Below are 14,997 nucleotides of genomic sequence, written 5' to 3' on the forward strand. Positions count from 1 at the left end.
TTACGCTCCCACTCTTGCTTGGCGCATGCCGCATGCTGCGAGGATCGCCTCGGGCATCGCCGACAATGTCATTTCCTTATCGACCGCGCCCAGTTCCATCGCCGCGCGCGGCATGCCGTACACGACGCAGCTTTCGCGCGACTGGCCGAAGGTCCGGGCGCCGGCACGACGCATCGCCAGCAACCCTTCGGCCCCGTCCGATCCCATGCCGGTCAGGATCGCACCCACCGCCGCCGGTCCCCGCCTTGTCGCGACCGACCGGAACAGCACGTCGACCGACGGGCGATGGCCGCTGGTCAGCTCGCCGGGGCGCACGCGGATCGACGATCCGGCCGCGCCCACCAGTTCCATGTGCTGTTCGCCGCCCGGCGCGATGTACGCATTACCCATCGCCAGCGTCATGCCGTCACGCGCTTCCTGCACATGGATGCGGCATTCGCGGTCCAGCCGGTCGGCGAAGCTGCCGGTGAAGGCGCCGGGCATATGCTGCACGATCAGGATCGGCGGGCAATCGACCGGCATCGCGCCCAGCAGCGCGAACAGCGCCTCGACCCCGCCGGTGGACGATCCGATCGCGATCACCGCATCTTCGCGCGCCTTGCCCGTCGTCGTCGCCACCACCGGCGGACGCGCGCTGCGGCTCGGCCGCACCGCCGATCGCGCCGCCGCCTTCACCGTCGCGCGCAGCAAGGCGCCGTTGCGCGCCAGTTCCTCGGCGCTGCCCTTGGGCTTGGCGATGCAATCGACCGCCCCCAGCCGCAACGCCTCGATCGTCACCGCCGCGCCGTGCGCGGTCAGCGTCGAACACATCACGACCGGCATCGGCCGCAGGCGCATGATCCGTTCCAGAAAGGACAGGCCGTCCATGCCCGGCATCTCGACGTCCAGCGTGATGACGTCCGGCTCCAGGTCCTTTATCATCTGGCGCGCGGTGTTCGGCTCGGGCGCCTGTCCGACCACCTCGATCTCGGGATCGACGGACAGGATGCGGGTCAGCACCGCGCGGATCGCCGCGCTGTCGTCGACCACCAGGGCGCGTATCGGTGTCATCGCGTGCCACCTTCCTGCTTGACGTAGATGGTCTGGCCGCAGCCCTTCATGACCGCCGCCGCCGGCCCGACCAGTCGTTCGGAATGGCCGATATACAGATGGCCGCCGGGGGCGAGCTGATCGACCAGCCGCGCCTCCAGTTCCGCCTTTGCGCGATCGTCGAAATAGATCATCACGTTGCGGCAGAAGATGGCGTCATATTGCTGCCGCATCGGCCACGCCTCGAACAGGTTCAGGACGTGCGCGGTCACCAGCGCGCGCGCTTCCGGCGCCATCTCGTGATCGCTGCCGGCGGCGGGGCGCAACCACGCCTTGCGATAATCGGCCGGAATCGCAGCCACGACATTGTCCGGATAGGTCGCCTGCCGAACGCTGTCGACGACATGCGGCGCCAGATCGGTCGCCAGCAGCTTCAGGTCGGCATCGCGCAGCCAGCCGGCCTGACCGCGATCCTTGCCCAGCAGGCACATCGCGATCGTATAGACCTCCTCGCCGCTCGAACAGCCTGCGGACCAGATCCTGACCGGCCGGCGACGCACCGCGTCCTTCAGCGTCGGGATCACCTTCTCGCGGAAATGCTCGAAATGGTGGTTCTCGCGAAAGAAATGCGTGTGGTTGGTGGTCAGCGCCACCACCATCGCCGCGCGTTCCTCACCCGGCGACTGCACCATCCGCACGTAATCGCGAAAACTCGTCAGGCCGTGCATCCGCAACCGGCGCGACAGGCGGCCATGCACCAGCGTCTTCTTGATATCGGTCAGGTGGATGCGGGCGTCGCTCTGCATGATCGCGGCGATCGCGGCGAATTCGGCACTGCCGAGCGGCGGCCCGTTGGCGCCGCTCTCCACCGACCCGTCCGGTCCCGCCAGGACGGACGCTGTGCTCACGCGGCCATATCCAGCTGACGGGTCAGGCCCAGCGCGTCGAGATCGAGCAGCAGCACCATGATGCCGTCGGTGCTGCCATGCGCCGCCTCGATCGTGCGCGACGTGGTCTTGACCAGACCGGCGATGACGCTCGCCTCGCCGATCTCGACATCGGGAGCGGGCCGAATGTCGGAATCCTTGATGAGCACGATGTCGGCGACCTCGTCGACCAGAAATCCCGCCTGCTTGCCGTCGACGTTGACGACCAGGATGCACGACCGCGCATGGACCACGCTCGGCGCCCAGCCCAGCCGCTCGGCCAGGCCGACGACGGGAACGACGGTGCCGCGCAAGTTCGTCACGCCCTTGATGTACGATGGCACGCCCGGCAGCGGGGTCGGCTCGTCCCATTCGCGGATTTCGATCAGCGCGGACATGTCGATCCCGAAGATCTGCTGGCCGAGCGAGAAGGTGACGATCTTGCGCTCGTCGGAATTGTCGATGCTGCTCATGCGGCCAGTCCTTTCGGGGTATAGCGGGTAAGGGGGGCGGAGGGGCCGACCAGCGCCTCGATATCCAGGATCAGCGCGATCGATCCGTCGCCCAGGATGGTGGCGCCGCCCAGGCCCCGGATCGGGTGGAGATTCTGGTCGAGGCTCTTGATGACCACCTCGCGGCGGTCGTCGATCGTGTCGACCATCAGGCCGACATGGCCGGCGGTCTCGCTCTCGACGATGATGACCAGCGACTCCTCGGGCGTCAGCGCATCGTTGTCGGCAAGGCCGAAGGTGCGGGTCAGGCGACGCACGGGCAGGTAATCGCCGCGCAGTTCGATGACCTCGCCGGTCGTCGTGGTCGGGCGGACCTGACCCGGCTCGGGTTGCACCGTCTCGATCACATTGGCCAGCGGCAGGACGAAGCGCTGTCCGGCCAGCCGCACGATCATCCCCTCAAGGATGGCGAGCGTCAGCGGCAGCACCATGGTGAAGGTCGTGCCCTTGCCCGGCACCGACGATATCTCGACCCGGCCGCCCAGCGCCTCGACGTTGGATCGCACCACGTCCATGCCGACGCCGCGGCCGGAGATGTTCGATATCGTCTCGGCGGTGGAGAATCCCGGCGCGCAGATCAACTGATCGATCTCCTCGTCGGTCAGCACCGCGTCGGCGGCGACGATACCCTTCTCGATCGCCTTGGCTCGCACGCGGGCGCGGTCGATGCCGGCGCCGTCATCGGCGACCCGGACGAAGATGCGCGCGCCCTTCTGTTCGGCTGACAGCCTGATCGTGCCCTGCACCGGCTTGCCGGCCGCCAGGCGTCGTTCGGGGCTTTCGATGCCATGGTCGACGGCGTTGCGGATCATATGGGTCAACGGGTCGCCGATCTTCTCGATCACGCCCTTGTCGACCTCGGTCGTCTCGCCGATCGTCTCCAGGATCACCTGCTTGCCGGTTTCGACCGACAGGTCGCGCAACATGCGCGGCACGCGGCTGAACGCCTGCCTGATCGGCTGCGCGCGCAGCGACATCACCGTGTCCTGGATCTCGCGCGTCAGCCGCGACAGTTGCGGCAGTTCGACCCGCTCCTGATCCTTGGGGCTCAGGCGGTCAGCGAGGATCGACCCCCGGATCACCAGTTCCCCGACCAGGTTCAGCAGCATGTCGAGCTTGGTCAGATCGACCCGGATCGTCTGCGCGACCGGCTCTCCGGCCCTTACGGGTTCGGGATGTTCCTCGGCCCGCGCGGCAGGTGACGATGCGGGCGGCGGTGCGGTCGGTCGCGCGACGGCCAACGGCGCGGGCGGCGCGATCGGCGTGGCGACCAGCATCTCCACGACCGGTGCGGCGACCGGCGCGTCTTCCGGCACGACGACACCACGCGCGTATTCGACGATCGAATTGGGCGCGACGAAATCGAAACAGTCGGCGATCGCCTGTTCCTCGACATCGCCCGGCAGACTCAGCGTCCAGCCGATATAGGCGTGCTCCGGCTCCAGATCGCGCAGCGGCGGCAGGCGCGACAGGTCGGCCGCGACGACGGTGCCGCCCAGCATCTCCAGCTCTCGCACGATCAGCATCGGCTCGCCGCCATTGGCCAGCGCCGCGTTCGACGGCACGAACGTCACCGTCCACGGCACCGGTTCGGCCACGCTATCGTCAAGCAGGTCGAGCGCGACGGTGACGGGTTCGAATCCGAACGGATCGAAACTCTCGACTTCGGCGACGACCGGCTCGAATCCGAACGGATCGTCATCCATCGGCGCGACCACGGCCACGGCCATCGGCTCCGCCACGATATCGGGCGCGCCGCCATCGACCAGTATCTGGTCCAGCGCCGCCAGCACCGCATCGTCGGCGGGCACCGGCTTGGTCCCCTGCGACGCGGCGACATGGTCCGACAGGATGTCGAACGCGGTCAGCATGACGCGCGTGACGCCCGGCGTCGGCGCGATGCGGCCGGCGCGCACCTCGTCCAGCACATTCTCGAACCGGTGCGAGAACGCGGTCAGCGCGACATGGCCGAACGCACCCGCGCCGCCCTTGATCGAATGGACCGCGCGGAACACGCCGGCGATGACCTTGGCCGACACGTCGCCGGCCGCCATGGCCGACAGGCCGGATTCGGCGGTGGCCAGACCCTCGGCGCATTCCTCGAAGAAGATCGCCTGGATATCGTCGAGATCGTCGCTCATGGGCAGACGCGGCGGATCGCCGTTCCCAGTTTGGCGGCATCGAACGGCTTGGTGATCCAGCCGGTGGCGCCGGCGTCGCGCGCGCGCGCCTTCTTCTCGTCCGAGAATTCGGTCGACAGCACCAGGATCGGCACGCCGCGGAATTCCGGCTTGGCGCGCACCGCCTCGATCAGTTCGAACCCGTCCATCTCGGGCATGTTGATGTCGGTGATGAGCAGGTCTGGCTTCACCTCGCTCATGCGTTCCAGCCCGTGGCGGCCATCATTGGCCGCCTCGATCCTGAACCCCTGCGCGGTCAGCGACGCCTTCAGCAACATGCGCATGCTGGCCGAATCGTCGACGGTAAGGATGGTCTTGCTCACGAATATGCTTCCTTCTGGCGTTCGAGACCGATCGCATCGGCGAGCCGGCACTGGGTGACGCGTTCCACGAATGCGGGGCTGGCGTCGGTGATGGCGAAGCGCTGGCCGGTGGCCGCCGCCTCGGCATGGGCCGCGACGAGCAGCTGGAGCGTCGCCTGCCCCACGCTTTCGACGGCAGAGGCGTCGACCGCCATCGCGCCGTCGAAATCGGCGGCCAGCACCAGCCGCACCCGGATGTCCTCGGCGGTCACCGTGGTGCAGTGGGCGGGCAATCGGATCATGCGATCGATCCGACCGGGCTCGGATAGGGCCATGTCAGGCAAGGACAGTGTTGAAGTCATTTTTCGCCTCTTCGAGTGCGGTCTCGAGTTGCTGGAAGGATGGAGCCTTGGCGGACGGCGTCATGCGCCGCGCGACCTCGATCGCGACCTGGGTCGGCAGACCCTGCGCGTGGGCGACGATCGCGGTCTTGACGATGGTGAACGGCTTGCTGTCGCTCTCGATCGTCTCCTGCAGCTTCGCCGCCAGCGGACCGACCAGACAGTATGCGAGCAGCACGCCCATGAACGTGCCGACCAGCGCGCCGCCGATCATCGCGCCCAGCACCTCGGTCGGCTGGTCGATCGAACCCATCGTCTTGATGACGCCCAGCACGGCCGCGACGATGCCGATGGCGGGCAGGCCGTCGGCCATCTGCTGCAGCGCGTGCTGCGGCGCGAGCTCCTCGTGGTGGTGCTTCTCGATGTCGTTTTCCATCGCCTCGGCGATCTGGTGAGGATCCTCGAAGCTGACGGTCATCATGCGCAGGTAATCGCACATGAAATCGGACAGGTGATGGTCGGCGATCAGCCGCGGATACCGCGAGAAGATCGCGCTCTCCTTGGGGTTGTCCAGATGCGGCTCGATCGCGGTCGCGCCACCCTTCTTGAAGGTCGAGAGCAGGCCGTACAGCAGGGTCAGCAGATCCTTGTAATCGCTGTCCTTCCACCGCCCGCCCTTGAACGACCGGATCAGGCCCTTGCCCGCCAGCTTCACCGTCGGCATCGAATTCGACACGATGAACGCACCGATCGCGGCGCCGCCGATCGCCATCATCTCGTGCGGCAAGGCATGGAGCACGATGTCCATCTTGCCACCGGAGATGATGAAGCTCCCGAACACGCAACCGAGAATGATAAGAAGGCCGACGCCGTTCAGCATGGTTCTGGACCAATCTTCCTGCCGCTAGGGATGTATCGATTAGTTATAGGTGGGCGCCGACACCGCCGGTCGGCGCCCACCGGGTATTAGGCGGCGCGCGCCAACGGCGTCGGCTGCTGCAATTCGACCGTCGCCAGGAAATGACGCAGGCGGTTCTCCTCCAGCCTCGCGATCAGGCGATTGTCGTGGAACGGCAACAGCATCGCGGCCAGGTCGGGCGCCCATGGTGCCGAGCTGTCGAACACGACGCCAAGACCCAGCACGGCCGGTATCAGCGCGAAGGCGACATCGCGGCCCTCGGTGCGAAGATCGGCGACGAAATCCTCGACCGCGGTCAATACGCCGTTGCGCGGGCCGCCCGAATGTTTGGCGAAGGCGAAATACCCCTGACCATGAAAGCCGGCCCCGTGGACGAGTTCCACATCGTCGAGCGTGACGCCGCCTTCGTAACTATAGGGCTGACGCCACTCCGCCGGGATCCGCTTCGGCGCATAGTACATGTCACGCCGCGCGCAGGGCCAGCTGACGTCGTGAAGGATGGCCAGCAACGGCTTGCCGTCGCGCTGACCGATCTGATCGGCGATCGCCAGTTCGTTGCGGACCGTATAGTAATTGTGATCGCCGTCGATCACCCATGCATCCACGTTCGCCAGACCGGGCATGGCTTCCAGACTCGGCGCCGGGATGTGCCGCACGTTCCGGCAACCGATGACCCAGCGCAGAAATTCTTCGGCAGGCTCGGGATCGATGCTGGTCAGGCTGCCGCCGACATCGGCCATTTGATCCGCGAGCTTCTTGGACATGCCGCCAAGATCGGCGCCGATTTCCACGACATCGCGGGCGCCGGCGATCTTCAGGCAGTCGAGAATGGTATCGGCCATCTCGGACATCGAATGGATATACAGGTTGTTCATGCTGTGGCTCCTGTGAGGACGGACATGGTGGTCGGTGTTGATGAGGGGGCGGCGCAACGCTTGACGAGCGGGCGGAACGTGATGGCGAGCATCATCGAAACCCTGTCCTGCACGGGTGGCGGTGCCACCATCAGGAATGACTCGGCGTTGCCGCAGCGGAAGATATCCGGTGCGATCTGCTCCATATCCTCGAAATACGGTGTGGCGTTGGTCGTCAGACGCGTCGCCGCCTCGCCGTCGAGGAAAGAGCTGACCGGCAGGAAACAGGCCGATTCGATCTGGACCAGTTCGAAATCGCGTCCGAACTGGACGCCGACGGTGTATCGGCCGGCACCGATCGGCACGGCGGCGACATAATAGCCCTGATGCGTCGGATGTGCCTGAACCACATCGGTAAAGGCCTTGTTGCCGTCCGTCATGAGCACGGTGACCGGCAGCGTGTGATCGGCAAAATCGGGAAAGCGAAGGTCCAGACCAAAGCGCCGCTGCGTCAACAGCGTCAGGCTGGTCGGCAAACCCTGCCCCCTCAATTCGGCGGGCAGGAAAAGCCGCCGCGAATTCTTCAGGTAGAACAGGCCCCGTTCGCGCAGACCCCGTTCGGCGGCGTCCGGGTCGAACAGCAGCGCAACGAAATCCCCGCCGAGATTCCAGTCGTGCTCGAACCGGGTCATCACCTTGATTTCGTCCGCCAACGGCAGATACAGCAACCGGGCCAGCGCACTCACCGCACCACGGTGCGCCGCGTCGGGCGATACGGCCGTACGCCGGATCATCGCCGTGCCGTCGGTGCGGGCAAAGGAAAGGCACCCTGCCTGCACCGCCTCGCGGATCGAATTCTGTTCCCTTCTGATCTGGACGGCGGCGCGAACCGTCTGACCGCCCTCGCGGTAATCCACCACCGATCCCTGGGGCAGCGTACAGAACTGCTCCAGCACGATGAACGCGCTCATCAACGTTTCCAGCGTCGCGACATCGTGGTTCCGCAGCGCGAGCATGCCGCGCTTGTCCAATCCGCTGATCTCGTCCTCCAGCAGCAGAAGATAGCGGCCGGCGACCTTGACGCCGAAGGTGTCTGCGATCTGCGCTGCGATCTTGCCCTGGACCGTGCCCTTGTAACCGACATCGACGAGCATCAGCGTGTCGCCCCGGGCCGGATCGATCTTCACCCGGATGTAGTCGGCCAGCCGATCCGCATAAGCCTCGCCGCGCGCCGAGATCTTTTCGACCCACTCGTCGGTCTGCAGCGCATCGGCCAGCGCATGCGGATCATCCTCCGGCAGACCGTCGAGCAGTTCGTGCGCCTCGTCACCGACGACGTGCAACTGGCGAAGGAAATCGATCCCCGCACCATGCCCGATTTCCTCGATGATGAACTTGCGGATGGCTGCGGCATCGGTCAGCGACGCACTGGTCGCGGCAAAACGGCTGATCTCGATCGCATGGGTGTCGATCGTCGGATGGATCGCCGCGAACACCTCCTGTGGCAGGTATCCGTCGCGCATCAGGAACATCAGGTGGACCTTGCCGCCATGCGCCTGGTTCAGTTCCGCGGCTTCCGCCGCGATCCAATGGGCGAAGTTGGTCATGATCGGACCGACTGCGGCGAAGCCCATCGCCTCGGCAGGGCCGGTGATCGCACCTTCGTTCAGCGACAGCGTCGCCCGATGCGGCTGGAATGCCGTACCGCCTCCCATCATCAGGGCACCGGCCGTCCGTTCCTGACGCAGCCGCTGGACGGTGGCGTCGGCGAACTGGACGAGATGGAGCGCCTGAAGGCCATGGCGCATGCCGGAGATCGCATCGGCATGTTTGTTGTCGCCGATATGAAGGATGCCGTCGGGACGCATCGCGGTGTGCTTCAACACCGTGTCGAACAGCCGTTCGCTCTTGGACGATCGATACTCGCACGAGCAGAAGATCGTATCGATCATGTCGGCGACCTCGTCGCCCGCAGCGGCACGGATCAGCCCCTCCAGCTGGTCGCGTTCGAGATAGGAATCGCTGACGATGATGACCGGCAAACCCCGGCGCTTCGCTTCGCGCATCAATTCGACCGTCGGCGCGAATGCATAACAATGTCGCGCTTCGGCGGCGATCTCGCGCTCGACATAGGCTTCACGCGCCGCTGCATCGAGATTTGGCAGCAGTTTGGCGTAGATCTCTCGCAAGGTCACTTCGTTGGACGCGCCGTACGCCAGCTTCCGGTCCTTGCGCGCGGCCTGATCGGCCCATCTGCGCTGACGCGGCGTGACGCCATCCAGAAGTTCGAAGATATCGTGCGAAGCGTGAACGTCGCGCCACAGCAGCGTATCGAAGCAATCCAGCGACAGCATCTTGATGCCGCGATGACCGTCCAAGGCCTGGGCGAGCCGGTGCGGCTGGATGGTCTGGGGCATGCGACGGCGTCCTTTATGGATAGATGCGGTCGATATTGCCCGCTCGATCATCTTATAGGACGCCGTCGGACCCGCCGGTGACGGATCGTCCTAGAATGATGCCAACGACATCATCACGGAGCGACCATGTCCCTGTCCGCCTATCAACGCGCCCGCACCATGACCGAACATCCTCGATCGACCGAAGTGCGGTTGCTCCGTGAGATCACCGGCGACATGATCGCCGCCCGCGACGGCGGCGTGACCGGCGTCGCGCTGGCGCCGATCCTGTTCCGCAACCGGATGATGTGGAACGCCTTCAGCACCGACTGCGCCTCGCGCGGCAACCAGTTGCCGGTCGAACTGCGCGCCTCGATCGTGTCGCTCGGCCTGTGGGTGGACCGCTACACCAGCGACGTCGCCACCGGCCGCGACACGATCGACGCCCTGATCGAGGTCAACCGCTCGCTGATCGAGGGCCTTCAGCCCGGCCGCATCGCCGCCTGATCCCTCCACCCGGACACGAACGAAAAGAGCCGGACGGTGATACCGTCCGGCTCTTTTTTTGGTCGTTGCGCCGGACCCGTGACAGGCGGCGATGTCCTACACGGCGGGCTTGGGGTATCCCGTCGGGAAACCGCTCTTTCTCACTGTCGATCGACCAGCGCACGATCGCGCGCACGTAGGAGGGTGTGACTTTCGAGACTTTCGGGCCGCGGACATGCTCTTGAGCACTTTACGAGAACGATCTTCTGCCGTTCGGCCTGAGCGCAGTCGAAGCCTGCCCTGAGCGAAGTCGAAGGGGCCACCTTTCCACAGGTGCTTCGACTGCGCTCAGCACGAACGGTTCGGTGTCTAGAACGACTTCCAGTCGTCATCCGCCCGCACCATCGCCGGAATGGCGGCGGCCGGCAGCGGCCTGATCGGCGAGGTATACGCCCCCGGCGTCACATAATCCGGCTTGCGAGGGGCCGGTGCGGAACGACCGCCCTGCGCGACCTTGAACCGCCCCGCCTGATCGGCGAGGTTGCCGACTTCGCTGGCCAGATTGCGCGCCGCCGCCGATGTCTCCTCGACCATCGCCGCGTTCTGCTGCGTCGACTGGTCCATCGTCCCGATCGCCGCCGAGATCTGCGTGATCGCCGCCGACTGCGCCTGATTGTCCGCCGCCATCGTCGCCAGCAACTCGTGCACCTGCGCGACATCGCCCGAGATGTTGGCCAGCGCCCCGTCGACCTTCGTCACCGCCTCGACCGCGGTCACGATGTCGGTCTGCGTCACCGTCAGCTGGTCCCGCGCCCGCTTGGCTTCCTCCTCGGCGCGCATCGCCAGTGCCGACACCAGATCGGCGACCACCGCAAAGCCGCGACCGGCGTCACCGGCACGGCCCGCCTCCACCGCCGCGTTCATCGCCAGCACCCGGGTCTGGAACGCGATCTTGTCGAGACCCTCGATGACGCTGTCGATGCCCTTGGCGCTTTCCGACACCCGACCCATCGCCTGCACCGCCTCGTCGGCCACCGCCCGGCCGCCGCCGACCGTCGCGATCGCCTGATCCGCGCGCTCCACCGTCCGCGCCGCCGCACCCGCCGATGCCCGCAGCCGGCCATCCATCTGCGTCACCGAGGCCGCCGTCTCCTCCAGCGAGGCCGCATTGCTCTCCGTCCGCCGCGCCAGATCCTCCGACGCCTGCGCGATCTCGCCCGATCCCGTCCGGATCGTCGTCGCACTCTCCGACACCGCGCCGATCAGGTCGCGCAGCTTGCCCAGCGCCTCGTTGAAGTTCGACTTCAGCCCGGCATATTCGGGCGGGAACTCCTGTGCGATCGTCACCGTCAGATCGCCGTCCGACAGGTCGGACAGATGGCCCGACACCGTATCGACCACCATCTTCTGTTCGGCATCGGCGCGCGCCTTCGCCGCATCGGCCGTCTCCTTGGCGATCCCGTTCTCCCGGAACACCGCCACCGCCTTCGCCATCTGGCCCACCTCGTCGCCGCGGTCCTGGCCGGGCACGTCGATCGAATACCGGCCCACCGCGAGCAGCTTCATCACCTCGGTCAACAGCGTGATCGGCCGGCCGATCGCCCGCGTCAGCAGCACGCACAACCCGATGACCGACACCATCAGCAACAGCCCGCCGATCAGCATCGCCCGGGAACTGTCGGCGACCGCCACATCCTGTTGCGCCTTGTAGGTTTCGACCAGTTCCACCTGCCGCGCCCGGAGCGCGCGCAGCGGTATCAGAACCGGCGTCAGCAACTGGACCTTATTGTTCGCCCGGACAATCGACATGGCCTGCTCGATGCGGCCGGCCCGGGTCAGCGTCATCAATCGCGTACCCCATAATGGCTGCCACGCCTGCATCAGGTCGCGGGTCGCCCTGACTTGCGCCAGATCCGCAGGGTCGCTCAACAACTCGCCGAGCTTTGCCAGCGCTTCCGCCATCTGTCCGTCGGCTTCCTTGTAGATGCCGGCATAATAATCGTCGCCGGTAATGACATAGCCGCGCACCTGCGCACTCAACCGCTGCGCGGCCATTTCGTACGCGATCGTCTCACTGTATATTTCCTGCGCACGTGATGACTTTCGCGTCGCCTCCTCCACGGTCGTGGATGCATTCCACAGAAATATCATCGTTATCGCCGCGATGGCGATATTGATGGAAAACGCGGCGATCAGTTTCGCGGAGATAGACCAGTTGCTCAGATGCATTTTAACCAACACCCCCCATCCAGAGAATTTTGATGGCAACATCGCGAGACCCGGTGCCGTTCTCCGCGATTGCCGTCCTCTATTGTAGGAGCGGTTCGATTGCTCGGTTGACATGGATCAGCCAATATTTCTGGCTGATCCATGTCGTATTGAAATCCCCGGTTGGTGCTGGTCGCGGCGACCTGTATCCCGGCTATCGATGCTGCGGCGCTTTTCCCAATGATCGGCCTGTCGGTCGCGGTCGGCCGGTTCGTCGAGGCGTTGTTCTGGGCTATCTTCCGCGTCGCGGGCGCCGTGGCCGGGGCCGTCGTGCTGGCGGTACTCGTCGCGGTCGTTGCCTGGATCGTCATCCGCCGCATCCTGCGCCGCCGCTGAACGATGGAGCCTACCCTGCCCGCCACCCCCGCCTGGCCGCCGCAATCGACGCCGCGCCTGTTCGTCGATGCCCCCCTCGCCGCTGGTCCACTCAGGATCGATGGGCCGCCGGCCCATTATCTCGCCACCGTCATGCGGGCGAAGCCGGGCGATCCGGTGAAGCTGTTCGACGACCGCACCGGCGAATGGCTCGCCACGATCGCTACCACCGGCAAGCGCGACCTGATGCTCGACGTCGTGGCACTGCTGCGCCCGCGTGAGCCGGTGCCAGACCTGTGGCTCTGCGCCGCGCCGCTGAAGAAAGGCCGGGTCGACTGGATGGCGGAGAAGGCGTGCGAACTGGGCGTCGCCCGCCTCGTACCCGTCGTCACCCGCCGCACCGTGGTCGACAAGCCCAATGGCGACCGCCTGCGCGCGCATATGATCGAGGCGGCAGAGCAATGCGACCGCACCGCGCTCCCCGAACTGGCAGATCCGGTGAAGCTGCCGGCGCTGTTGCGTGACTGGCCGACCGATCGCGCGTTGTTCTTCGCGGATGAGACCGGCGGCCTGCCCGCACTGGACGCGATGCGCGCCCATCCCGGCCCCGCCGCGATCCTGATCGGGCCGGAGGGTGGTTTCGATGCGGACGAGCGCGCCGCGATCCGCGCCGTGCCGCAGGCCGTCGGCATCGGCCTCGGCCCTCGCATCCTGCGCGCCGACACCGCGGCGGCGGCGGCCGTGGCATTATGGATGGCGGCGGCGGGCGACTGGCGATCGTGACACGGTCGCTGCCTTTATCCGGCGACAGCTTATCCTGTCTGGCGCGCGGTATCGCCCGCGCGTAAGGCGCGGTTCATGACGACCAAGACCGCGCCCGTACCCTCCTCGCCGATCATCGAATCGCGCGACCAGTTGATCGCAAGCTTCGCCCGTGGCGAGAAGCCGGCCGAACGCTGGCGGATCGGCACCGAGCACGAGAAGTTCGTGTACCGGACCGCCGATCACCGCGCGCCATCCTATGACGAGCCCGGCGGCATCCGCGACCTGTTGATGGCGCTGACCGAACATGGCTGGCGCCCGGTCGAGGAGAACGGTGTCGTCATCGCGCTGAACGGCAGCGACGGCAGCGTCAGCCTGGAACCCGCAGGCCAGTTCGAGCTGTCGGGCGCGCCGCTCGACAATCTGCACCAGACCTGCGCTGAAACCGGCCGCCATCTGGAACAGGTGAAGGCGGCGGGGGAGCGGCTCGGCCTCGGCTTCCTCGGCCTCGGCATGTGGCCGGACAAGACCCGCGCCGAATTGCCGGTGATGCCCAAGGGCCGGTACGACATCATGCGCCGCCACATGCCGCGCGTCGGAAACCTCGGCCTCGACATGATGCTGCGCACCTGCACGATTCAGGTGAACCTCGACTACGCATCCGAGGCCGATATGGCCAAGAAGTTCCGCGTCGGCCTCGCCCTGCAACCGCTCGCCACCGCACTGTTCGCCAACTCGCCCTTTACCGAGGGCAAGCCCAACGGGATGCTGTCCTTCCGCAGCCATATCTGGTCCGACACCGATCCGCAGCGCACCGGTATGCTGCCCTTCGTGTTCGAGGATGGCTTCGGGTACGAACGCTACACCGACTATATGCTCGATGTGCCGATGTACTTCGTCTATCGCGAAGGTCGGTACATCGATGCCGCCGGCCTCAGCTTCCGTGATTTCCTGCGCGGCGACCTGTCGGTGCTGCCGGGCGAGAAGCCGACGCTGGACGACTGGACCGATCATCTGTCCACCGCCTTTCCAGAAGTACGGCTGAAGACATTCCTCGAAATGCGCGGCGCCGATGGCGGGCCTTGGAACCGTATCTGTGCGCTGCCCGCCTTCTGGGTCGGCCTGCTCTATGACGACGCCGCGCTCGACGCCGCATGGGATCTGGTGAAGCACTGGACGCTGGAGGAGCGGCAGGCGTTGCGCGACGCGGTGCCGAAACTGGCACTCGGCGCGCCCCTGCCCGGTGGCGGCACGTTGCGCGATATTGCCGGCCCGGTTCTCGACATCGCCCATGCCGGCCTCGCCGCCCGTGCCCGTTTCAACAATGCCGGCGATAACGAGACCGGCTTTCTGGAACCGCTGCGCGAGATCGTCCGTACCGGCAGGACACCGGCCGAATCCCTGCTAGATCGCTATGCCGGCACCTGGAACGGCGACCTGAGCCGCGTCTATGCCGAAGAGAGCTTCTGACCGGCTTGCACCGCGCGCCGCGTGGCGCTAGTCGGATGGTCACGCGGGTATAGCACAATGGTAGTGCAGCAGCCTTCCAAGCTGAATACACGGGTTCGATTCCCGTTACCCGCTCCAGCTTTTTCGAATCGCGATATTCCGAACCGTCGATGATGCGCCGGTCGAAGCGGCTGGCTGCGCTGGCTGACGCGCCTGATCCTGCTAGCTTCGAGATACCGTAGCGTCGGCAAAGCTGTG

General features: G+C 66.0%; 14 protein-coding genes and 1 tRNA gene. 5 read left to right on the forward strand and 10 right to left on the reverse strand.

Annotated elements, in window-relative coordinates; all coding sequences use genetic code 11:
- The 9 genes from JAO74_RS10010 to JAO74_RS10050 all read right to left on the reverse strand — a co-directional run bounded on the left by JAO74_RS10010 (position 1) and on the right by JAO74_RS10050 (position 9,480).
- Positions 1–1,050 (reverse strand): protein-glutamate methylesterase/protein-glutamine glutaminase, encoded by a 1,050-nt coding sequence (locus JAO74_RS10010; RefSeq protein ID WP_199037545.1) that lies wholly within the window; start codon positions 1,048–1,050, stop codon positions 1–3.
- A complete protein-coding gene (locus JAO74_RS10015) occupies positions 1,047–1,937 on the reverse strand; it encodes a CheR family methyltransferase (RefSeq protein ID WP_416194301.1) in 891 nt (296 codons plus the stop codon). Before JAO74_RS10015 ends, JAO74_RS10010 begins: the two co-directional genes overlap by 4 nt.
- Positions 1,934–2,428: a chemotaxis protein CheW gene (locus JAO74_RS10020; RefSeq protein WP_199037547.1), complete on the reverse strand. Its 495-nt coding sequence runs from the start codon at positions 2,426–2,428 to the stop codon at positions 1,934–1,936. The genes JAO74_RS10015 and JAO74_RS10020 overlap by 4 nt, the downstream gene beginning before the upstream one ends.
- On the reverse strand, positions 2,425–4,608 hold the full coding sequence (locus tag JAO74_RS10025) for a chemotaxis protein CheA (protein ID WP_199037548.1): 2,184 nt from the start codon (positions 4,606–4,608) through the stop codon (positions 2,425–2,427). The genes JAO74_RS10020 and JAO74_RS10025 overlap by 4 nt, the downstream gene beginning before the upstream one ends.
- Entirely contained in the window at positions 4,605–4,970 is a 366-nt protein-coding gene (locus JAO74_RS10030; protein WP_199037550.1) for a response regulator, read from the reverse strand. Before JAO74_RS10030 ends, JAO74_RS10025 begins: the two co-directional genes overlap by 4 nt.
- A complete protein-coding gene (locus tag JAO74_RS10035) occupies positions 4,967–5,311 on the reverse strand; it encodes an STAS domain-containing protein (RefSeq protein WP_199037552.1) in 345 nt (114 codons plus the stop codon). Before JAO74_RS10035 ends, JAO74_RS10030 begins: the two co-directional genes overlap by 4 nt.
- The gene (gene motA, locus JAO74_RS10040; protein WP_199037553.1) at positions 5,286–6,170 is read right to left on the reverse strand and encodes a flagellar motor stator protein MotA; all 885 of its coding nucleotides are present in this window, start codon (positions 6,168–6,170) and stop codon (positions 5,286–5,288) included. Before motA ends, JAO74_RS10035 begins: the two co-directional genes overlap by 26 nt.
- A gap of 86 nt (positions 6,171–6,256) precedes the next feature.
- Complete coding sequence (locus tag JAO74_RS10045; RefSeq protein ID WP_199037554.1) at positions 6,257–7,084, reverse strand: class I SAM-dependent methyltransferase; 828 nt, start codon at positions 7,082–7,084, stop codon at positions 6,257–6,259.
- Complete coding sequence (locus JAO74_RS10050) at positions 7,081–9,480, reverse strand: HAD family hydrolase (RefSeq protein WP_199037555.1); 2,400 nt, start codon at positions 9,478–9,480, stop codon at positions 7,081–7,083. The genes JAO74_RS10045 and JAO74_RS10050 overlap by 4 nt, the downstream gene beginning before the upstream one ends.
- Before the next feature lie 126 nt (positions 9,481–9,606).
- Here JAO74_RS10050 and JAO74_RS10055 point away from each other — a divergent pair, with 126 nt between their 5' ends.
- Positions 9,607–9,966, forward strand: coding sequence for a flagellar biosynthesis regulator FlaF (locus tag JAO74_RS10055; protein WP_199037556.1), 360 nt, complete (start codon positions 9,607–9,609; stop codon positions 9,964–9,966).
- A gap of 348 nt (positions 9,967–10,314) precedes the next feature.
- On the opposite strand, the gene JAO74_RS10060 is transcribed toward JAO74_RS10055, so the two are convergent.
- Positions 10,315–12,174, reverse strand: coding sequence for a methyl-accepting chemotaxis protein (locus tag JAO74_RS10060; protein ID WP_199037935.1), 1,860 nt, complete (start codon positions 12,172–12,174; stop codon positions 10,315–10,317).
- Between the two features lie 219 nt (positions 12,175–12,393).
- Between JAO74_RS10060 and JAO74_RS10065 the strand changes: the two genes are divergently transcribed.
- The 4 genes from JAO74_RS10065 to JAO74_RS10080 all read left to right on the forward strand — a co-directional run bounded on the left by JAO74_RS10065 (position 12,394) and on the right by JAO74_RS10080 (position 14,877).
- Positions 12,394–12,549 (forward strand): hypothetical protein, encoded by a 156-nt coding sequence (locus tag JAO74_RS10065; protein ID WP_233150872.1) that lies wholly within the window; start codon positions 12,394–12,396, stop codon positions 12,547–12,549.
- A gap of 15 nt (positions 12,550–12,564) precedes the next feature.
- Positions 12,565–13,311, forward strand: coding sequence for a 16S rRNA (uracil(1498)-N(3))-methyltransferase (locus JAO74_RS10070; protein WP_199037937.1), 747 nt, complete (start codon positions 12,565–12,567; stop codon positions 13,309–13,311).
- A gap of 75 nt (positions 13,312–13,386) precedes the next feature.
- Entirely contained in the window at positions 13,387–14,760 is a 1,374-nt protein-coding gene (locus JAO74_RS10075; protein ID WP_199037557.1) for a glutamate--cysteine ligase, read from the forward strand.
- 43 nt (positions 14,761–14,803) lie between these two features.
- Positions 14,804–14,877, forward strand: a tRNA-Gly gene (locus tag JAO74_RS10080).
- Positions 14,878–14,997: the final 120 nt, after the last annotated feature.

Source organism: Sphingomonas mollis (genome assembly GCF_016427505.1).
Classification (GTDB): domain Bacteria; phylum Pseudomonadota; class Alphaproteobacteria; order Sphingomonadales; family Sphingomonadaceae; genus Sphingomonas; species Sphingomonas mollis.